Below are 19948 nucleotides of genomic sequence, written 5' to 3' on the forward strand. Positions count from 1 at the left end.
CGTTGTACCAACGATGTAACGTGCTCGCCGAGCGTGTTCGACCTGTCTCGACGAGGAGTCAGCCCATGGCCGCCGCCACCCAGTCCCGTCCCGTCCACTTAGGCCGGATCCTTGGTGCGAGCCTGTGTGGCGTCGCGCTTGTGCTTTCCGGCTGCGCCAAGTCCGAGGAGCCCGCCGCGCAGGCCCCGCAGGGCACTGGTGGCGCGCAGGCGCCGGTCGCGCCCGCCGCGAACGGCCCGACCTGCACGCTGTCGCAGTACGGCGGCACGCAGCTGGACCTGAAGAACGCCATCGTCGGTTTCTCCCAGTCGGAGAAGGAAGCCAACCCGTTCCGGATCGCCGAAACCCAGTCGATCAAGGACGAGGCCGCGAAGGCCGGCGTCAAGCAGCTGCTCACGACGAACGCCAACTCGCAGCTGAGCAAGCAGATCTCCGACATCCAGGACATGATCAACAAGGGCGCGCAGGCCCTGATCATCGCGCCGCTGAACTCCGACGGCCTGGAACCCGCGCTGTCGGCCGCCCGCACCAAGAACATCCCGGTGCTGACCATCGACCGCAAGGTGAACTCCACCACCTGCAAGGACTACGTGTCCTTCCTCGGCTCCAACTTCGTCGAGCAGGGCAAGCGGGCCGCCAAGGAGATGGCCAAGGCACTGGGCAACAAGGGCAAGGTCGCGATCCTGCTCGGCGCGTCCGGCAACAACGTCACCACCGACCGCACAGCCGGGTTCGTCGACGAGCTCAAGGCGTCCGCGCCGGACATCCAGGTGGTCGCCCAGCAGACCGGTGACTTCGCCAGGGACAAGGGCCAGCAGGTGATGGAACAGATCATCCAGGCCCAGCAGGACATCAACGGCGTCTACGCGGAGAACGACGAGATGGGCCTCGGCGCGCTGGTCGCGTTGCGCAGCGCGGGCAAGAAGCCCGGCACGGACATCCACGTGGTGTCGATCGACGGAACCCGCAACGCCGTGCAGAAGGTCGTGGACGGCGAGATGTCCGCGGTCGTCGAGTCCAACCCGCGGTTCGGGCCGCTGGCTTTCCAGACGCTGCGGTCGTTCCTGAGCGGTCAGCCGGTCCAGCAGAACGTGGTGATCAGCGACAAGCTGTACGGCAAGGACAACGCCGCTGCCGAACTGGGCAACGCGTACTGATGACCGGCGAGGTCGTGCTCGACGCCCGCGCTGTCGGGAAGCGGTTCCCCGGTGTCGTCGCGTTGTCCGAAGTGGACCTCACGATGGTCGCGGGCGAGGTGCACGCGCTGGTCGGCGAGAACGGCGCGGGCAAGTCGACGCTGATCAAGGTCCTGACCGGGGTCCACCCGCCGGACAGCGGTGAGCTGTTCCTCCAGGGTGCCCCGGTGCGGTTCGGCCGCCCGCTGGACGCGCAGGCGGCCGGGATCAGCACCGTGTACCAGGAGATCAACCTGGTCCCGTTGATGTCGGTGGCCAGCAACCTGTTCCTCGGTCGCGAACCGCGCACGCGGCTGGGACTGATGGATTTCCGCGCGATGAACACCGCCGCCGCGAAGCTGCTGCGGTCCTACGGCGTCGAAGTGGACGTCACCAGGCCACTGCGGACCCTCGGCGCGGGCGTGCGGCAGATGGTGGCGCTCGCCAGGGCGGCGGCCACCGACGCCAGCGTGGTGATCCTCGACGAACCGACGTCCTCACTGGAGCCGCGCGAGGTCGACACCCTGTTCGAGATCATCGACCGGGTCCGCGGCGGCGGCGCCGCCGTGTTGTACGTCAGCCACCGCCTCGACGAGCTGTACCGGATCTGCGACGCCGTCACGGTCCTGCGTGACGGCCGCAAAGTCCACAGTGGTCCGATGGCGGACCTGTCCCGGTTGCAGCTGGTCGCACTCATGCTCGGCCGTGACCTGGAGCAGATCCGCAGGGAAGGCACGACCAAGTTCGACTCGGCGCCGACCGAGACGACGCAGACGCCAGTGCTCGCGGCCAGGGGACTGACCAGCCAGCACCTGCTGCACGGCGTGGACGTGACCGTGCGGCCCGGCGAGATCGTCGGTCTGGGCGGCCTGCTGGGTGCCGGTCGCAGTGAGACAGTTCGGGCCATCGCGGGCTCGTTGCCGGTCGACTCCGGGACGGTCACGGTCGCGGGCAAGTCCGTGCGGTCCGGCTCGGTCACGGCGGCGATGCGGGCGGGCGTCGTGATGCTGCCGGAGGACCGCAAGTCCGACGGGATCCTGCCGGACCTGTCGGTGCGGGAGAACATCGTGCTCGCTGCGCTGCCACGGCTGTCGGCGGCCGGTCTGGTGTCGCGCAAACGTCAGGACGCCATTGTGGACACGTTCATCGAACGCCTGCGGATCAAGGCATCCAGCCCCGGCCAGAAGGTGGGCGAGCTGTCCGGCGGCAACCAGCAGAAGGTGCTGCTGGCCAGGCTGCTGTGCCGGGAACCGAAGGTGCTGCTGCTCGACGAACCCACCAGGGGCATCGACGTCGGCGCCAAGGCCGAGGTGCAGGCACTCGTGGCCGAACTGGCCGCGGCAGGGCTCGGGGTCGTGCTGATCTCCTCGGAGTTCGAGGAGGTCGTCGAAGGCTCCGACTCGATCGTCGTGCTCAGGGAAGGGCACGTGGTGGCCGAGCTGCGCGGCGCGGACGTGACCGAACAACAGCTGATCGCGGCTTTGGCGGAAGGCGGTGACAACGGCGATGGCTGAGGCGACTGTCACCCCGATCGCCGCACCCACAACGCGACGGCTGCGTGACTACGGCGTCTACGCGGCGCTGGGCATCCTGGTGGTCTACAACCTGATCTTCACCGGGAACTTCGCCACGCTGTCGAACCTGACCACCCAGTTGGTGCAGGTCACCCCGATCCTGATCGCCGCGCTGGGCATGGCACTGGTGATCGGGACCGAAGGCGTCGACCTGTCCGTCGGCTCGGTGATGGCCCTCTCGGCCGCGTTGCTACCGCTCTACCTGGGCTACGGCCTGATGCCCGCCATCCTGGTCGCCCTGCTGGGTGGTGCGCTGTGCGGAGTGTTCAGCGGCACGCTTGTCGCGGTCGTGGGCATCCAGCCGATCGTGGCCACGCTCGCGCTGCTGGTCGGCGGCCGTGGACTCGCGCTGGTGCTGGCGGACGGACGGCTCAAGGACATCCGCAACCCGACGCTGCTGGAGCTGGGATCGGGCAGCGTGGCGGGGATTCCCGTCGTCGTGCTGATCGCCGCGGTGCTGACGTTGGTCGTGGGTTTCGTGGTGCGGTACACGACGTTCGGGCGGCAACTGGTCGCCGTCGGCGGCAACCGGTCGGCGAGTGCGCTCGCGGGCCTGCCGGTCCGGCGGATCCTGATCGTGACCTACGTGATCAGCGGTGTCCTGGCGGCGATCGCCGGGATCGTGGCCACCGCGCGGCTGACGGCGTCCGACCCGTCGGCGATCGGGCAACTCGCCGAACTGTCCGCGATCACCGCGGTCGTCGTCGGCGGGACCCCGTTGAACGGCGGCAGGGTGCGGATTCTCGGCACGGTCGCCGGTGCGCTGCTGATGCAGCTGATCTCGGCGACGCTGATCAAACACAACCTGCCGACCTCGGCCGGTCTTGTCGTGCAGGCGGTGATCATCGTGGTCGCGGTGTTGTTGCAGCGGCCTCGGCTGGCGGGTGCGAAATGACTGCTACCAGGGAGAAAGCCGCCGTCGCCGTGGCGGACAAGGGCATGACCAAGAGGGAGTGGATCGCCGGGCTCGTGCAGCGGCGGGGATCCGTGGTCGTGCTGGCCCTGGTCGTGCTCGTGTCGTCGTTGTCCTTCGACACGTTCGCGACAGTCGACAACGCCCGCAACATCGCGATGCAGAGCTCGTTCCTCGCGATCGTCGCGCTCGGCATGACGTTCGTGATCATCTCGGGCGGCATCGACCTGTCAGTCGGGTCGGTGTACGCGCTCGGCGGGGTGCTCGCCGCGATCGGAATCCAGTGGGGGAGCGTCGCCGGTCTGCTGCTGCCGCTGGTGGTGTGCGGCGGGATCGGCCTGCTCAACGGCGCACTTGTCGCGTATGGACGGCTCGCGCCGTTCATCGTCACACTGGCCACTCTGCTCGGTGCGCGCGGCCTGCTGCTGGCGATCACCGACGAGGGCGCCAACACCCGGCTGATGCCGCGTGACGCCGTGCTCACCCAGATCGGCCAGGGCACACTGCTGGGCTTCGGCTATCCCGTGTGGATAGCGGTCGTGTTGTTCGCCGTGGGTGTAATTGTGTTGCAACGCACCAGGGCCGGTCATTCGGTCCTCGCGATCGGCGGCAGCGCCGAGGCCGCGCGGCTGATGGGCCTGCCGGTGGCGCGCCGCACGGTGTGGTTGTACACGGCCAGCGGACTGCTGGCCGGGCTGTCCGGTGCGCTCGCGGCGGCCTACTCCGCCTCGGGCGTGACCATCGTGGGTGTCGGGTTCGAACTCGACGCCATCGCCGCCGTCGTGATCGGCGGGACGCTGCTCACCGGCGGCGCGGGCACGGTCGGCGGGACGCTGGCCGGTGTGCTGCTGCTGATGGTGATCCAGAACGTGATCAACCAGATCGGGACGCTGTCGTCGCACTACCAGTCGGTGGTCAGCGGCGCGTTCCTGGCGATCGTCGTGGCCATCCAGGCCTACCTGAGCCGTGCGCATCTCGGCCGGGAGCGAAGCACGTGAGATAACGGGAGGGTTGCGCCAGTGTTGTTGAGAACCTCGGTTCTGCTCACCGCTCTGCTGCTCAGTCTCAGTACCACCGCGGTGCCCGCATCGGCGCAGCCGACGTGGAAACCGGGCAAGCCACCGCTGACCACACCGTGGACCAGCCAGGTCGGGCCGGCCAACGCGCTGCCGGAGTACCCGCGCCCGCAGCTGACCAGGGACCGCTGGCAGAACCTCAACGGCGTGTGGGAGTTCGCCGGTGCCAAGGCGGGGGAGGCACCGCCGATCGGCAAGTCGCTGGCGGAACGGGTGCTGGTGCCGTATCCGATCGAGTCCGCGCTGTCCGGGATCCAGCGCAGGGAAGACCGGATGTGGTACCGGCGCACGTTCACCGTGCCGGAGCGCTGGCGCCGTGACCGCGTCAAGCTCAACTTCGGCGCCGTCGACTACGACACCACGGTCTGGGTCAACGGCCGTCAGGTCGGCACGCACCGCGGCGGTTTCGACTCGTTCAGCCTGGACATCACCGACGCGCTGACCAGGACCGAGCGCCAGGAAGTGGTCGTCGGCGTGACCGACCTGACCGACGCGACCTGGCAACCGGTCGGCAAGCAGCGCAACGTGCCCGACCGTGGCATCTTCTACACGTCCAGTTCCGGGATCTGGCAGACGGTCTGGCTGGAGCCGGTGGCGTCCAGCAGCATCACCCAGCTCGACCAGACACCGAACCTGGCGGACTCCACGCTCCGGCTGACGCCACGAGTCACCGGGGACGCGAACGGCGTGACGGTCGAAGCGACCGCCTACGACCGGGGCAGGCCCGTCGGCAGCGTGAGCGGGCCGGCGAACACGCAACTGAAGCTGCCGGTGCGCGACCCGAAGCTGTGGACGCCGGACTCGCCGTTCCTCTACGACCTGAAAGTCCGGCTGGTCAAGCGCTACCGCCCGATCGACGAGGTCGGCTCGTACTTCGGCATGCGCGAGATCGGGACGAGGCCCGGCGCGGACGGCAAGCTGCGGATGACGCTCAACGGCAGGATCCTGTTCCACATGTCCACGCTGGACCAGGGCTTCTGGCCGGACGGCATCCACACCGCGCCGACGGATTCCGCGCTGCGCTTCGACCTTGAGCAGCACAAGGTGCTCGGCTTCAACACCGTCCGCAAGCACATCAAGGTCGAACCGGACCGGTGGTACTACCACGCCGACAAGCTGGGACTGCTGGTGTGGCAGGACATGCCCGCGATGAAGACGTCCAGCGATCTGCCGCCGGTCGACGCGCAGCAGCAGTTCGAACGCGAACTGCACACGATGGTGGACAAGCACAAGAGCTTCACCTCGGTGGTGACGTGGGTGCCGTTCAACGAGGGCTGGGGCGAGTGGGACCGCACAGCCACGGGCCGGATCGCCGACGACGTGAAGAAGCAGGACCCCAGCAGGTTGGTCAACGCGCACAGCGGCGTGAACTGCTGTGCGTCCAAAGGCGACTCCGGCCGCGGTGACATCCTCGACCACCACGCCTACGTGGGACCGGCCGCGCCCTCACCGAGCGCGAACCGCGTCGCCGCCGACGGCGAGCACGGCGGCTTCGGCCTGGAAGTCAAGGACCACATGTGGTTCGGCGACGGCCACGCCTACGAGATGACGCCGGACCCGGCCACGCTGACCCGCCGTTACGTGGAGAACCAGCGCGACGTGCTGGGCGCGGCGCAGAAGTGCGGCATCAGCGGCGCGATCTACACCCAGATCACCGACGTGGAACACGAGGTGAACGGGTTCTTCACCTACGACAGGCAGGTCCGCAAGATGGACTTCGGCCAGGTGAAGGCGATCAACGACGAGATCGTCAGGAAAGCCGACGGCACCGGCGGCGGGCCACAGCCGGGCCCGGGCACCCCGGGACTGGACGGGATCACGTACTACCCGTTCGACGAAGGCACCGGAACGACCACCGCGGACAAGGTCGGCACGAGGAACGCGACGCTGACCAACGCCACGTGGACCACCGGCAACCCAGGTTCAGCGGTGCAGTTCAACGGCACCGACTCGGTCGTCGACACCGGCGCCAGCGTGCTGGACACCGGGAGCAACTACAGCGCGGCGGCGTGGGTGAAACTGGACAGCCTCGGCGGGTTCGCCACGGCGGTGAGCCAGGACGGAACCGGCAACAGCGCGTTCTTCCTGCAGTACTCGGGCGCGGACAACCGGTTCGCGTTCAGCTTCGCCGGAGTCCGCGCACTCGCCCCGGTGGCGCCCGAAGCGGGCCGCTGGTACCACATCGCCGGCGTCCGCGACGTCCGCGCCGGATCACTGACGCTGTACGTGGACGGCGAACCAGCCGGCACGGCGTACTCCTGCGACGGCGGCCCCGGCGCGGGCAGCACCGTGATCGGCCGCGCGAAGTTCAACGGCGGACCGGTGGACTTCTGGCGTGGCGCGATCGACCAGGTGCACCTGTACGACCGGGCCCTGCCCGCCGCGGAGGTGGCGCAGCTGTACGCCTCGGGCCGGTAGCAGTCCCAGCACGAACCGGGTGGTGGTGGCCGACCGGCCGCTCCCACCCGGTTCGTCTGTCGGGACTCTCCGTTGGGCTAGAAGCTCAAGTCTCCGTGTATGTCACGAGCCTGAACGACCTTGCCGTACACGGTGCCGGAGATCTCGTTGACCGTGCCGCTGCGCGTGGCGTGCTGGATCGAATCCCAGCGTGCGCGAAGCTCAGTCTGGAAAGGTACGTCGTGGATGCGCTCCAGCTCTGCTGCCAGTACCCGGACTTCCGGTGAGTCCGCGGACTTGCCCTCCGCTGCGTCAAGCGCCGCGAGCGCGCGTTCGTGACCGATGATCCTTGATCGGACGAAGTGCTGGAAAGCTGGGAGTTTTCCTTCCGCGAGGGTGGCCGAGATGGCCATCGAGGTCGGCTGCCGCACGGCGGCCTCCTTTCATGTCACGGGTGTACCGATCGGCACGGAGAAGCTCCTGCCTCTCCGGTCTCACGCGCTCTCGGCGTCTTCGCAGTTCGCCAGCCGCGTGCTGAGGTCTTGCCTGCCGCAATCCGCGAACACCTTCCGCAGGATGGCTGTCAGCCGGTGCCCGGCAACGGGGTTGGACGCGATCAGCTCGTCGACGAGCCGGCCGGCGGAGTCTGCAAGATCGTCTGGGGCGAGGATTTCTCGTGCCTGCTGGAATGCCTGAGCGATCTCGACGAGCCGGTCGGGCTTGTCCGGATTGTCCAGGTACCAGTTCGCCGTCGCGCGCAGCGGGTCGAGCAGTCGGGATCGCATCTGTTCGGCTTGCTGCGATCGGCGCTCGTCCTGCCACGAGAAGGCGAACCGGCGACTTGCTGCTGCCTCACGAGCCGCGATCGCCGCGACCAGCTCGGCGTCGGCGACGACAGCCGCACAGTGCCCTCGGACGTACACGTCGGTTCCCGGCGCGTCCTGCCACAGGAACAACGCCGCACTGAGCGCACCTTTCAGCTGCTCGGCAGCGGTCAGTCGGTACCGCCTGCTCACCCTCTCGGCACGATCGGCGATGGCGTTGTTCGCGATGCCGGCGAAGCCGGGCGGCGGCTCACCGAGCCACTTCGCCTCGACGACGAGGCGGACCTGGAACAGCAGGGCCTCGTCCGAGCTGGGCAGCGACAAGGTGATCTCGCCACCCACGATGAGGTCGTCGGCTGGCGCCGGTTCGGGCGCGCCGGCCTCCTGCGGATCGACCCGGCGCAGGAAGTTCCGTCCAAGCATCGGTGTCGCCTACCCCCAGACGGGGTCGACTTCGTCGAGCCGAATCGACAACTGCCGCAACGTCGCAGTCAGGGCATCGGTCGGGTCGGTCCGGGTGAAGCGGCTCGCGTAGTGCATTTGCGCGATCCGGCGTGGATCCGACCCGGTCGCCAGCACGAGAGGTTCGACCATCGCGTCCCGCTGTGCAGGCGGAGCCTCAACTGCCGCGCTGAGCCAGCCAGCGACGACTCGGCGGAGGTCCTCCGGCGGCATTGTGTCAAGGGCGTGGCGCCAGAACGAGGTCGCGGGCTCGATGTCGACTTGCTCCGCCCTTGTCACCAGCACCGCGGCGACGCTCTGCGCCAGCAGGTTCAGCCTGGCCGGGGTGGCGTTTTCGAACCATTCGGACACGTACCTGAGGAAACTGGAGGTACCGAGATCCGCACCGATCTGCCGCACGGCCTGCAGCACGGCACTGTTCACGAACTGGTCCTCGAAGTCCGCCAGGTGCTTGAGCCGGGTCAGCGCGATACGGGGGAAGGATTTGCCGATGGCCGCGCAGACCTCAGCGGTCAGGAGCCGAGTTTCCGCGTTGCCGGTTCTCGACCAGGTAAGGAGTTTGTCCCGGATACGCGTGCCCAACGCCGGGTCGGTCGCAGTCGTCGTCAACAGGCGTACCGCGATCGATCGGCGGTACTGGGCTGTCCTGTGGTCCGAAGTCTTCTCCGGGTCGGCGTTCCCGCCTGATCTGATCGCGGTCCACTCAGCGGCCAGTCGCAGGACCGCGGACACGTCGTCGTCCGCGAGTTCGGCGCACCGGTCGGCAAGGCGCTCCAGATCCTCCTGTGCGAGATCCACGATCCGGTGGGGCAGTTCGCCGATCCATGTGAGCAGCGTCCCGCGCAGGTCTCTGTGTTCCCGCCAGAAGTGCCGCAGGACTTCGGTTCCGGTGCCGTGTGGACGGAACTCGCGACTGTCGGAGTCGAACGGCTCGTAGTCGAGTGCGACCAGCCGGGCGTACGGACTTGGCCGCAGCAAAGGCACGGCTTTCCGCGGCTGCGCACCGTTGCGTTCAAGTAGTCGGTCAGCGGCGTCGACGATGTGCCAAGGTGTGGCGCCCTCGAGGAGCGTCGCGGCCAGCAGCAAAGCGAGCCATTCGATGTCGGCCTTCTCCTGCCTGCTGCGGATGATCTCCCGCAGGGCCGGGCCTTGCCGGTCCGCTCGGCCGCGCAGTGCCTGCTTGAGCGCGTCCGCGGGAGGGTCGCCCTGGTTGATCCGGTCGGAGACGGCGTCCGCCAGCTCCCTGATCTCCGGCGGCCACATGTCACGGATCTGATCAGCGAAATCGGAGTCCCCGGCGAGCGGATCCGCGTCGAAGCCGCGTACGTGCCTGCGGAAGACCTCGACCGGTTCCGGCTGACGCAGGTGGTGTACGCGGCCGGGGAGGAAGTCCTCGAACCGGCGGGCCTGGTCCGCGGGGATGATGAGGATGAGGTAACTCTGCTGGCGGTAGAGGTGGCGAGCGAACTCCACCAGCCCTCGTCGCACGACTTCGAGTTTGTCGCGGGCATCACGCAAGTCACCGAGCACCACGGCGGGTTCGCCGTCGACGAGCAGGTCGCCGGCATGCAGCTGGTCGATGAGCTCCTCGCGGACGATAACCTCAGGGTGACGTGTCGACACCTCGTACGCCAGCCGCAGACAGGCCGTGAACTGACCGCCGTCATGGACCTCCGAGGTCACCAGCAGGACCCTGCGCTCAAGCAATGCGCCGAATGCCGTTTCAGGGTGTTCGGCAGAAGCGGGTTCGAGCAGTCCCGGTGGCACCACGTACCGCTCGGCCAGGTGCCGGAGCGCATCGCGGTCCTGGAGGCCACGCCCGCTGCGTTTCCCGGATCGGGCCACGGCGAGTGCGGAGAGATCACCGAGTCCGGAGAGATCACTGGCGATCAGCGCGGTTCCGATCGTGACACGCGGCTTGTGGATGTCCCGCAGTGCTGTGTCGTTGCCGTTGCCCCTGATCGCGGGCATCCGGTCAACTACCGCCGGGGTGCCGTGGTCAGGTTCGCGAGCAGGGGAATCGAGCATGCCGAATGCATCCACGTCGTGCAGTTCCACGCCGGTCACCGTGTCCCTGTCTCGGCGTCGCCGTTGCCGCGGCGGCCGCTCGACGGGCCGAAGTCGGCATCACCACCGGCTTGGAAGGTGCCAGGGAACTGCTGGTGTCCGGCCGACTGGTCCACGTCACGACCAGCGGTGACGTTGCCGTTGCCGATGATCGAGGTGCCGTTGTTCACGCCTGGTGCGGGACGGGTGTCGACGTTCCCCACGATGTCGCGGGCCTGCAGGATGTTGCCGGCGCTTCCGTGCACCGTGTTGGTGACCTGACTGTCGCTGTCCGGTTTCGGCGCCTCCTGCGGGACATCCGCTGCGGGCGACTCCGGCTGGCCGGTGAGCAAGCCGAATCGGAGGAGAGCACCGGAAGGCGCGGGTACACGCAGGTATCCCGTCCCGGAATACTCCTTCGCATCGACGTGCAGCGGTGCCTCGACGAACTCGCTCGGCCGCCGGGTGGTCCGGCCCGCCATGATGACGTGGTCCATCACGGCACCCGACAACACCGAGGCGACGAACGTGACTTCCGGATCGGACTTGTCGAGCAGGGCCCGGACAGCAGGCGCGTCGACCATCCGGTTCGAATCGATCATGAGCCGGCCTGTCGGGGAGTCGGTCAACAGCTTGTCGAACTGTGCGACCGGGCCAAGGTGCAGGCTGGTGCGCATGCGGAGTTCGACGCCGTCGGCGCGCAGGCCCCTGGCCCGCTTGCGCAGTTCGCTCTGCAAGGAGTCGAAGAAGCGGTCGACCACGGCATCCACCAGATCCGCGGCGATTCCCATGACGTAACCGTCGCCGCGGAAGGCGTTGAATGCCTTCTGGTGCCACAGCGCGGGCAGGCCGGCGCGCTCCGCCGCCTGGTTGAGCACCTGGGGCAGTTGATCGACGATCTTCCGCTGCTGCGTGTCGTTGTGCCTGCTGAACCGGCGCACATCGACTGCGAGAATGCCGACGAGCTCGCCGAGTGAGGGGTTGACCTCGGAGGGCTGCGAATCCAACGGTGTTCCTCCATGCCGCTGTTCGGGTGACTGGACGCGAGTTTCCCGGGCAGCGGCTACCGGTTCTGTCCAGAAGTGGACACACCGGCTCTTCTGAGCGCCGGGACGTCCACGACCTCCAGCCGGCCGCGTGTGACGACGATCAGCCCGGCGGACTTCCATGCCTTGAGCACCGGGGTGATCGCCGAACGCACCAGGCCGAGCGAGGAGGCCAGCTCCTCCTGTGGCATGGCGATCGTGGTGGGCGACGGATGGTCCGGCCCGGCCGCGTCGATGATCGCCGTCACGAGCGCGGCCAGCCGAGATGCCGTGGTGCGATGGGCCAGTTGCCACGCGTACGGCGCACTCTCACGGAGCTTGCCCGAGATGTACCCGTCGAGCCTGGCACTGAGGCCGAGCCGTTGGACGACGTCGGCGAAACGTCGTTCGGAGACTTTGGACGTGATGCCGGGTTCGATCGCCTGTACGGTCGCCGACCGGGGCAAGCCGTCCCGCGCTGTCAGCTCGCCGATCACGTCACCTGGGCCGCGAACCGCCAGCATGATCTCCGCGCCGTCAGGTTCGGCGTACACCACCTTCAACCGGCCGGAGAGTGACAGCAGTACCCACCCTCCGGTGTCGCCCTGGTGTACCAACCGATCTTTCGTGGTGTGGTGGGTACGGACACCTTGTCCCACGATTTCGGTCCAAGCACCGGTCGGGATGAGCGAGCGGAAGCCGCGCGATCGGTGGAGCGGGTATGCCTCGGTCACGGATTGTTTGTAACGAGGTCGCCATCGGGGGTGCAGCGGCATGCCGACAGTTCACCCGAACAGAGCGTGCCAATCACCATGACGCTGGGCGGCGGCGCAGGTGAACTCGACGAGCAACGCGTCACGTTGCGTCGATGCCGGCTCGGGTGGTAAGGATAGTGAACCGGTAAGGATTTTGAACCGACGCGGGAGTGCCAGTGCCTGACTCAGTCGTGCCTGCCACCGCGCCACCCGGTGAGTTCCACGAGATGCGTGCCGCTGCGCTGGACAGTGCCGCGCTGGCCAGGAGTCTGGCCGCGGCCACCGAGCAGGCTCGTGCTCTGCCCGCTGAGCTCGTGGAGCGGCTGACCAAGGCGCAGCTGCTGCGCTCCGGCGTCCCCGCTCACCTGGGCGGGCCCGAGGCGCCGCCTGCGGTGAGCCTGGAAACGGCTGAGGTCGTCGCCCGTGGTGATGCTTCGGCGGGCTGGTGTGTGTCGATCGCGGTCACCAGCAGCCTGCTGTCGGCCTACTTGCCGCCCAAGGGCGCCGAGGAGGTCTTCGCTGATCCCGACGTCGTCGCCGCGGGTGTGTGGGCGCCGCGGGGCAAGGGTGTCGCGGCCGGTGGTGGCGTTGTCCTTTCCGGACAGTGGGCGTTCTGCAGCGGGATCCCGCACGCTTCCTGGCTGTGCGCCGGGTTCTTGGTCGACGGTGAACTCAAGGTCGCTGCCATCCCCAAGACCGACCTCCGCGTGCTCGACACCTGGCACACCAACGGGTTGTGCGGCACCGGCAGCCACGACTGCGTCGCCGAGGACGTCTTCGTCCCGGATCACCGGGTGTTCTCCGTCGTCTCCGGCCCGCCCGCGGACGCGACCGCGTTGCACCGGTTCCCGCTCTTCGGCTACTTCGCCCTGTCGATCGCGGCCGCCGCGCTCGGCAACGCCCGCGGTGCGATCGACGACCTCCTCGCCATCGCCGGGACACGGAAATCCCTCGGCTCGAGCCGGACACTCGCCGAACGCTCGCACACCCAGTCCACGGTCGCCTCCTGCGAGGCGGCGCTGCGGGCCGCCCGGCTGTTGATGTACCAGTCCATTGCGGACGCGTGGCAGGCCGCGCAGGGCGGCGAACCGGTATCCGAGTCACTGCGGGTCGGCCTGCGGCTGGCGGCGACCCACGTCGTGCGGACCTCCGCCGAGGTCACCACAGCCATGTACGAACTCGGTGGCGGTACGACCATCTACCGTTCGTCTCCGCTGGAGCGACGGTTCCGCGACGCGCACACCGCCACCGCGCACTTCCAGGTCAACCAGGCCAGTTACGAGCTGCCCGGGAAGATCCTGCTCGGCCAGCAGGCGAGAGCGGACCAGCTGTGAGCGATCTGGGCGTGGTGATCCCGTACTGGCTGTACCGGCCAGACCTGGAGGCGCTGGACGTGGCCGACGCGGCCGACCGGCTCGGCTACCGGACACTGTGGATCGGCGAGATGGTGACGTTCGACGCCTTCGCGCTGGCCACCGCGATCGGCCTGCGGACCCGGCAGATCGGGCTGCGGATCGGCCCGCTGGCCATCGGTGTGCGCGGCCCGGTGTCCATCGCTCTGGGCATGTCGTCGGTCGCGCGGCTGACCGGGCGTGAGGTGGACGTGGCGCTCGGCGCGTCCAGCCCGACGATCGTGCGTGACTGGCACGACCGCCCGTTCGGCAAGGCCGCGGTGCGGATGCGGGAAACCGTCCGCGCACTGCGCGGCATCCTGGAGGACGGCCGCGCGGACTTCGCCGGAGAACGAGTACGCACAAGGGGATTCCGGCTGCGGCACGCCCTGCCGTCGCGTGAGGTCGCAGTGGCCGCGTTCGGCCCGGCGATGACCAAGGTCGCCGCTGAGGAAGCCGACGAGGTCGTGCTGAACATCGTCACCCCTGGGATCGTGGCCCGCGTGCGGGAGACGGTCGACGCGCACGCACGCGCAGCGGGCCGGAACCCGCCGAGGCTCGCGGTCTGGTTGTCGGTCGCGCTCAACCCGGGACCGGCCAGCATCAGCCAACTCGCCGGGCAGCTGGTCGTGTACCTCAAACCACCCGGCTACGGCGAGATGTTCACCGAACTCGGCTACGGCGAGCTGGTTCGGCGGGCACGCGCGGGGGAGTCGTACGCCAGGCTCGCCAAGGATCTCCCGGCCGAACTGCTGGCCCGGGTGTGCGCGATCGGCACGGCCGGCCAGATCCGTGACCGGATCGCGAAGTACCGCCAGGCAGGCGCGGATCACGTCGCTCTCGTACCGTGCACCGCGGAAGACCCCGCCGGCAGTTCCGTCCTCGGTGCACTCAAGGAGCACGCATGACCGTCAACGCCCAGTACCGCCTCGCCGCCCGTCCCGTCGGCCTGCCGAAGAGCACGGACTGGCAGTACACGGAGGAACCGGCCGGGCAGCCGGGGGACGGCGAGTTCCTGGTGGAGCTGCAGTACATCTCGCTGGACCCGGCGATGCGCGGGTGGATCAACGCCCAGCGGTCCTACATCGCGCCGGTGGAGATCGGCGACGTGATGCGGGCGGCGGGCACCGGCACGGTCATCGAGTCCAACAACGGCCGGTTCCCCAAGGGGGCCGCGGTCCAGGGCCTGTTCGGGGTGCAGAAGTACGCCGTGTCCGACGGCACGGGCGTGTCCACGATCGACACGTCACGCGCCCCGGCGCCGATGTACCTCGGCACGCTCGGCAGCAGCGGGTTCACCGCCTACTTCGGACTGCTGGACATCGGCAGGCCGCGGCCGGGCCAGACGATCGTGGTGTCGGCCGCGGCCGGTGCGGTCGGCAGCGTCGCCGGTCAGATCGGCAAGATCATGGGCTGCCGGGTGGTCGGCATCGCGGGCGGGCCCGGGAAATGCGCGTTCCTCGTCGACGAACTCGGCTTCGACGCCGCGATCGACTACAAGGCCGGTGATCTGCGTGCCCAGCTGAAAGAGCACACACCGGACGGTGTCGACGTGTTCTTCGACAACGTCGGCGGCGAGATCCTCGACACCGTGCTGACCAGGATCACGCGCGGCGCCCGTGTGATCATCTCCGGCGCCGTGTCCCAGTACAACTCCGAGAACGGCATGCGCGGCCCCGCGAACTACATGCAGTTGCTCGTGCAGCGCGCGTCCATGACGGGTTTCCTCGTGTTCGACTACGTGTCCAGGTACCCCGAGGCGGCGTCGGAGCTGTCCGCGTGGCTGGCCGAAGGCAGGCTGACCTCCCGCGAGCACGTGGTCGAAGGCGGTATCGCGGCGTTCCCCGAGACGCTGCTGGGACTGTTCGACGGCCGCAACACGGGCAAGCTCGTCCTGGCGGTGTGAGGCGTGTCGACCAGGCAGACGGTGAGACACCGCTTCGAGGCCGACACGGTCGGCCGGGCGCTCGCGCTGGTCGGCGAGAAGTGGAGCCTGCGGATCCTGCGGGAATGCCTGTTCGGGGTGCGCCGGTACGGCGAGTTCGCGCGCACCCTGTCGATCCCGCGGCCGACGCTGTCGGCCCGGCTGAAGACTCTCGTCGAGGCCGGGCTGCTCGACCGGGTGCGGTACGCGACGAATCCCGACCGCCACGAGTACCGGCTGACCCGGATGGGCCGTGAGCTGTTCCCCGCGGTGGTCACCTTGATGCGGTGGGGTGACAAGTACCTGGCGGACCCAGGCGGCCCGCCGATCCTGTTCCGGCACAAGGAATGCGGCCAGGTCGCCGATTCGTACGTCGCGTGTGTCGAGTGTGGCGGGGAAATCGCGTACCACACCGTCACCCCGGAGCCGGGGCCGTCGTACGCAGCCGGAGCCGACCCCGAGGTGTGACCTGGAGCACAGACATATGCAACTCGTTGCACTACAACTCGTTGCATATTACTGTCGGCCGCATGGCCTTGGAGCACGCGATCCTGGTGTCCCTGGAGGAACGGTCCGGGTCCGGGTACGAGCTGGCCAGGCGGTTCGACAAGTCGATCGGCTTCTTCTGGGCCGCCAGCCACCAGCAGATCTACCGGACGCTCAAGCGGATGGTGGATCTCGGCTGGGTGACCTGTACCGAGGTGGCCCAGGACGGCAAGCCGGACAAGAAGGTCTACGAGGTCGGCGACACCGGGCGGGCTGAGCTGCGGCGGTGGCTGGCCGAGCCCGGCGACCCGGCCGTGCTGCGCAACGACCTGGCCGTGAAGATCCGCGGCGCGTCGTACGGCGACATCCCCGCCCTGCTGGCCGAGGTCGCCCGGCACCGGGACGCCCATGCCGAGCGCCTGGACGTGTACCGGGTGATCGAGAAGCGCGACTTTCCCGACCCGGCCGCGTTGACCGGGCGGCACCTGCACCAGTACCTCGTGCTGCGCGCGGGTGTCCGGGCCGAGCGGGGCCTGGTCGACTGGTTCGGCGAGGTGCTGGAAGCCATGCGGCGCGACGGAGGCGAGGACCGGTGACCGAGTACCCGAACCTGCTCCGCCCGCTCGACCTGGGCTTCACCACGTTGCCCAACCGGGTGCTGATGGGCTCGATGCACACCGGGCTCGAGGACCGCGCCCGCGACTTCGACAAGCTCGCCGCGTACTTCGCCGAACGGGCCCGTGGCGGAGTCGCGCTGATGGTCACCGGCGGGTTCGCGCCCAACCGGTCCGGCTGGTTGTTGCCCTTCGGTTCCAAACTGAGCACGCACGCGGAGGCGCGCAGGCACCGGGTGGTCACCGACGCGGTCCACGCCGAAGGCGGCAAGATCGCGCTTCAGGTGCTGCACGCGGGCCGCTACTCCTACCACCCGCTGTCGGTGTCCGCGTCCGCGATCAAGTCCCCGATCAACCCGTTCCGGCCGCGGGCGCTGTCCGGCAGCGGGATCCGCGCCACGATCGCCGACTTCGCCAGATCCGCCGCGCTGGCCAGGGAAGCCGGCTACGACGGGATCGAGATCATGGGTTCCGAGGGCTACTTCATCAACCAGTTCCTGGCTCCGCGCACCAACAAGCGCACCGACCGGTGGGGCGGCTCACCGGCGAACCGTCGCCGGATCGCCGTGGAGATCGTCCGGCGCAGCCGGGAAGCCGCCGGGCCGGACTTCGTCATCATCTACCGCCTGTCCATGCTGGACCTCGTCGAGGGCGGGCAGACCTGGGACGAGGTCGTCGCGCTGGCCAAGGAGATCGAGGCCGCGGGCGCGACGCTGATCAACACCGGCATCGGCTGGCACGAGGCTCGCGTGCCGACCATCGTCACGTCGGTCCCGCGCGCCGCCTTCACCGGTGTCACCGCGAAACTGCGGCCGCACGTCAGCATCCCGGTGATCACGTCCAACCGGATCAACATGCCGCAGGTGGCCGAGGAAGTGCTCGCCCGCGGCGACGCGGACATGGTGTCGATGGCCCGCCCTTTCCTCGCCGACCCGCAGTGGGTCCGCAAGGCGGAAACCGGCCGCGCGGACGAGATCAACGCCTGCATCGCCTGCAACCAGGCCTGTCTCGACCACACCTTCTCGGCCAGGAAAGCCACCTGCGTGGTCAATCCGATGGCGGCGAGGGAAACCGAGCTGGTGCTGCTGCCTGCCCGGAAGGTCAAGCGGGTCGCGGTCGTCGGCGCGGGCCCGGCCGGACTGGCCGCGGCCACCGCGACGGCCGAGCGCGGGCACAGGGTCGACCTGTTCGAGGCCGAGGCCGACATCGGCGGCCAGTTCGACATCGCCAGCCGGATCCCCGGAAAGGAGGAGTTCACCGAGACCATCCGGTTCTACCGGCGCAGACTGGAGGTCACCGGCGTGGCCGTGCACCTCCGTCATCGGGTCACCGCGGCCGAGCTGACCGGGAAAGGCTACGACGAGGTGATCCTGGCGACCGGCGTCGTGCCGCGTGTGCCGTCCATCCCCGGCGTCGGCCACCCGGCCGTTATGTCCTATGTGGACGTTGTGCGGCGCGGGAAGCCGGTCGGCGAGCGGGTGGCGGTGATCGGTGCCGGTGGCATCGGCGTCGACGTGGCCGAGTTCCTCACCCACGCGGAGTCCCCGGCGCCGGACATCGCTGCCTGGCAGGCGGAATGGGGCGTGACCGATCCGGAGACCGCGCGCGGCGGCCTCACCGACCGCAAGCCGCGGCCGTCGCCACGACAGGTTTACCTGTTGCAGCGCAAGGAATCCCGGATCGGCAAGGGGCTCGGCAAGACCACTGGCTGGGTGCACAGGGCCGCGCTGGCCGCCAAGAACGTCGAGCAACTGACCGGCGTCAACTACGAACGCATCGACGACGACGGCCTGCACATCACGTTCGGCAAGAAGCGGGAACGGCCGACCACCCTCGAGGTGGACACGGTCGTGGTCTGCGCCGGGCAGGAATCCATGCGGGACCTGGCCGACGAGCTGATCGCGGCAGGCGTCGTCACACACGTGATCGGCGGCGCCGACGTGGCCGCGGAACTGGACGCCAAGCGAGCCATCGACCAGGGCACCCGCCTGGCCGCGAGCATCTGAGGGGACAGGACATGAACGCAGCAGACCGGTTCCGCGCCGCGATCGAGGCGGGCGACTTCGACGCGGCGGTGCGGGAGTTCACCGACGACATCGTGTTCCACAGCCCGGTGAAGTTCACGCCGTTCACGGGCATCGGCACCGTCAGCGCCCTGTTCCGCGTGCTGGGCCGCACCTTCGAGGAGTTCCGCTACGTCGGAGCACTGGCCGGCCGCGGCCAACAGGGCGACGGCGGGCCCGAGGTGGAGACGCACATGCTGCACTTCCGCACCCTCGTCAACGGCAAGAAGATCGAGGGCATCGACCTGATCCAGCTCGACGACGACGACCGGATCACCACGTTCACCGTGATGATCCGGCCGATGTCCGCCTTGGCGACCGTCAGCGAGGCGATCTACGCGGGCCTGGTCGCCGACGGAGTAGTCACAGCGAGCTGACCGGCCGTCAGCCGTTGCACGCACCGAAGGAGATGTTGACCTGGGTCGAGGTGATGCTGCGACCCTGCTCGGAGGCGACGAACGCGGCGACGCTGCCCACGTCGGCCATGGTCGCGGCGCGCTTGAGCGGCGACGAGTCGATGATGCTCTGCTTGGCCGCGTCCATCTCGGGGATGTCCGGGAAGGTGTCGACGATGCCGCCGGTCAGCAGCGTCACGGTACGGATCCCGTGCGGCGCCAGCTCCACCGCCCACTGCCTGCGCAGCGACTCGACGGCGTCCATGCCGACCTGCACGTTGCCGAGGCCGGGGCTGGTGTTGGCGGCGTCCGACCCGCCGAAGAACAGCAGCACCCCGGACTCCTGTTTCACCATGTGCCGTGCCGCGGCTTTCGTGGTGATCAGCTGCGTCGTCAGCGCCTTGCCGATGGCCTCGACGAAGCCGGCCGTGGCGATGTCGGCCAGCGGCTGGAAGATCCCCTCCTGGGTGATCAGGTTGATCGAGATGTCCACGCCGCCGGACTTCTCCACGACCGCGTCGATGTGGTCGTCCACAGCGGACGCGTCCAGCGCGTCGACCACGGCTGTCTCGGCCTGGCCGCCCGCGGCGCGGATCCGGTCCGCGACCGCGTCGAGCTTCGCCGGTGTCCGGCCTGCCAGGAAGACCCGTGCGCCCTCGGCCGCGAAAGCACCGGCCACCGCGCCACCGATCGAGCCGCCGCCACCGTAGATCACCGCGGTCTTGTTCTCCAGCAACATCACCTTCTCCTCTCGTTGCCGGCGACGCTATGACCTGGTCACACCCGTTCACATCGGTCACGTGACTGGCCTGCGGCCGCTCGTCGGCG

The 19948-nt window shown here is 68.7% G+C and carries 18 protein-coding genes; 12 read left to right on the forward strand and 6 right to left on the reverse strand.

Features of this window, described 5'->3' with window-relative positions:
• Positions 1 to 65 precede the first annotated feature (65 nt).
• Genes AOZ06_RS24525 through AOZ06_RS24545 form a run of 5 tightly spaced genes read left to right on the forward strand, consistent with a single transcriptional unit; the run spans position 66 to position 7156 of the window.
• Entirely contained in the window at positions 66 to 1157 is a 1092-nt protein-coding gene (locus tag AOZ06_RS24525; RefSeq protein ID WP_054291551.1) for an ABC transporter substrate-binding protein, read from the forward strand.
• Positions 1157 to 2689, forward strand: coding sequence for a sugar ABC transporter ATP-binding protein (locus AOZ06_RS24530; protein ID WP_054291552.1), 1533 nt, complete (start codon positions 1157 to 1159; stop codon positions 2687 to 2689). Before AOZ06_RS24525 ends, AOZ06_RS24530 begins: the two co-directional genes overlap by 1 nt.
• A complete protein-coding gene (locus AOZ06_RS24535; RefSeq protein WP_054291553.1) occupies positions 2682 to 3644 on the forward strand; it encodes an ABC transporter permease in 963 nt (320 codons plus the stop codon). Before AOZ06_RS24530 ends, AOZ06_RS24535 begins: the two co-directional genes overlap by 8 nt.
• Entirely contained in the window at positions 3641 to 4660 is a 1020-nt protein-coding gene (locus tag AOZ06_RS24540; RefSeq protein ID WP_054291554.1) for an ABC transporter permease, read from the forward strand. The genes AOZ06_RS24535 and AOZ06_RS24540 overlap by 4 nt, the downstream gene beginning before the upstream one ends.
• Before the next feature lie 21 nt (positions 4661 to 4681).
• A complete protein-coding gene (locus tag AOZ06_RS24545) occupies positions 4682 to 7156 on the forward strand; it encodes a LamG-like jellyroll fold domain-containing protein (RefSeq protein WP_236952382.1) in 2475 nt (824 codons plus the stop codon).
• A 77-nt stretch (positions 7157 to 7233) separates the two neighbouring features.
• Here AOZ06_RS24545 and AOZ06_RS24550 read toward each other — a convergent pair whose 3' ends face one another.
• The 5 genes from AOZ06_RS24550 to AOZ06_RS24570 form a co-directional block, all read right to left on the reverse strand.
• Positions 7234 to 7566, reverse strand: a complete 333-nt coding sequence (locus tag AOZ06_RS24550) for a hypothetical protein (RefSeq protein ID WP_054291555.1) — start codon at positions 7564 to 7566, stop codon at positions 7234 to 7236.
• Positions 7567 to 7629: 63 nt separating this feature from the next.
• Positions 7630 to 8382: a hypothetical protein gene (locus AOZ06_RS24555; RefSeq protein ID WP_054291556.1), complete on the reverse strand. Its 753-nt coding sequence runs from the start codon at positions 8380 to 8382 to the stop codon at positions 7630 to 7632.
• A gap of 9 nt (positions 8383 to 8391) precedes the next feature.
• Positions 8392 to 10479 carry a hypothetical protein gene (locus tag AOZ06_RS24560; protein ID WP_225954740.1) on the reverse strand — a complete coding sequence of 696 codons (2088 nt, stop codon included), beginning with the start codon at positions 10477 to 10479 and terminating at the stop codon, positions 8392 to 8394.
• A gap of 5 nt (positions 10480 to 10484) precedes the next feature.
• Positions 10485 to 11474: a hypothetical protein gene (locus AOZ06_RS24565; RefSeq protein ID WP_054291558.1), complete on the reverse strand. Its 990-nt coding sequence runs from the start codon at positions 11472 to 11474 to the stop codon at positions 10485 to 10487.
• A gap of 56 nt (positions 11475 to 11530) precedes the next feature.
• Positions 11531 to 12151 (reverse strand): Crp/Fnr family transcriptional regulator, encoded by a 621-nt coding sequence (locus AOZ06_RS24570; protein ID WP_236952384.1) that lies wholly within the window; start codon positions 12149 to 12151, stop codon positions 11531 to 11533.
• A gap of 272 nt (positions 12152 to 12423) precedes the next feature.
• Here AOZ06_RS24570 and AOZ06_RS24575 point away from each other — a divergent pair, with 272 nt between their 5' ends.
• From AOZ06_RS24575 to AOZ06_RS24605, 7 genes are all read left to right on the forward strand, one after another.
• Positions 12424 to 13581: an acyl-CoA dehydrogenase family protein gene (locus tag AOZ06_RS24575; RefSeq protein WP_236952386.1), complete on the forward strand. Its 1158-nt coding sequence runs from the start codon at positions 12424 to 12426 to the stop codon at positions 13579 to 13581.
• Complete coding sequence (locus tag AOZ06_RS24580; RefSeq protein ID WP_054291560.1) at positions 13578 to 14546, forward strand: LLM class F420-dependent oxidoreductase; 969 nt, start codon at positions 13578 to 13580, stop codon at positions 14544 to 14546. The genes AOZ06_RS24575 and AOZ06_RS24580 overlap by 4 nt, the downstream gene beginning before the upstream one ends.
• Positions 14543 to 15544, forward strand: coding sequence for an NADP-dependent oxidoreductase (locus AOZ06_RS24585; protein WP_054291561.1), 1002 nt, complete (start codon positions 14543 to 14545; stop codon positions 15542 to 15544). The genes AOZ06_RS24580 and AOZ06_RS24585 overlap by 4 nt, the downstream gene beginning before the upstream one ends.
• A 3-nt stretch (positions 15545 to 15547) precedes the next feature.
• Positions 15548 to 16030, forward strand: coding sequence for a winged helix-turn-helix transcriptional regulator (locus AOZ06_RS24590; RefSeq protein ID WP_236952388.1), 483 nt, complete (start codon positions 15548 to 15550; stop codon positions 16028 to 16030).
• Positions 16031 to 16092: 62 nt separating this feature from the next.
• Positions 16093 to 16644, forward strand: a complete 552-nt coding sequence (locus AOZ06_RS24595; RefSeq protein WP_054291562.1) for a PadR family transcriptional regulator — start codon at positions 16093 to 16095, stop codon at positions 16642 to 16644.
• Positions 16641 to 18668, forward strand: coding sequence for an NADPH-dependent 2,4-dienoyl-CoA reductase (locus AOZ06_RS24600; RefSeq protein WP_054291563.1), 2028 nt, complete (start codon positions 16641 to 16643; stop codon positions 18666 to 18668). Before AOZ06_RS24595 ends, AOZ06_RS24600 begins: the two co-directional genes overlap by 4 nt.
• An 11-nt stretch (positions 18669 to 18679) precedes the next feature.
• Positions 18680 to 19102 carry a nuclear transport factor 2 family protein gene (locus tag AOZ06_RS24605; protein WP_054291564.1) on the forward strand — a complete coding sequence of 141 codons (423 nt, stop codon included), beginning with the start codon at positions 18680 to 18682 and terminating at the stop codon, positions 19100 to 19102.
• Positions 19103 to 19109: 7 nt separating this feature from the next.
• Here the strand turns inward: AOZ06_RS24605 and AOZ06_RS24610 are convergent, their stop codons facing one another.
• Positions 19110 to 19859, reverse strand: coding sequence for an SDR family NAD(P)-dependent oxidoreductase (locus tag AOZ06_RS24610; protein WP_054291565.1), 750 nt, complete (start codon positions 19857 to 19859; stop codon positions 19110 to 19112).
• Positions 19860 to 19948: the final 89 nt, after the last annotated feature.

It is taken from the genome of Kibdelosporangium phytohabitans (genome assembly GCF_001302585.1).
Taxonomy (GTDB): Bacteria; Actinomycetota; Actinomycetes; order Mycobacteriales; family Pseudonocardiaceae; genus Kibdelosporangium; species Kibdelosporangium phytohabitans.

What these genes read in the sequence shown, in the direction of transcription:
- AOZ06_RS24525 (WP_054291551.1), top strand. Translation starts at nt 66, where the DNA reads ATGGCCGCCGCCACCCAGTCCCGTCCCGTCCACTTAGGCCGGATCCTT.
- AOZ06_RS24530 (WP_054291552.1), top strand. Translation starts at nt 1,157, where the DNA reads ATGACCGGCGAGGTCGTGCTCGACGCCCGCGCTGTCGGGAAGCGGTTC.
- AOZ06_RS24535 (WP_054291553.1), top strand. Translation starts at nt 2,682, where the DNA reads ATGGCTGAGGCGACTGTCACCCCGATCGCCGCACCCACAACGCGACGG.
- AOZ06_RS24540 (WP_054291554.1), top strand. Translation starts at nt 3,641, where the DNA reads ATGACTGCTACCAGGGAGAAAGCCGCCGTCGCCGTGGCGGACAAGGGC.
- AOZ06_RS24555 (WP_054291556.1), bottom strand. Translation starts at nt 8,382, where the DNA reads ATGCTTGGACGGAACTTCCTGCGCCGGGTCGATCCGCAGGAGGCCGGC.
- AOZ06_RS24585 (WP_054291561.1), top strand. Translation starts at nt 14,543, where the DNA reads ATGACCGTCAACGCCCAGTACCGCCTCGCCGCCCGTCCCGTCGGCCTG.
- AOZ06_RS24595 (WP_054291562.1), top strand. Translation starts at nt 16,093, where the DNA reads ATGGCCTTGGAGCACGCGATCCTGGTGTCCCTGGAGGAACGGTCCGGG.
- AOZ06_RS24605 (WP_054291564.1), top strand. Translation starts at nt 18,680, where the DNA reads ATGAACGCAGCAGACCGGTTCCGCGCCGCGATCGAGGCGGGCGACTTC.
- AOZ06_RS24610 (WP_054291565.1), bottom strand. Translation starts at nt 19,859, where the DNA reads ATGTTGCTGGAGAACAAGACCGCGGTGATCTACGGTGGCGGCGGCTCG.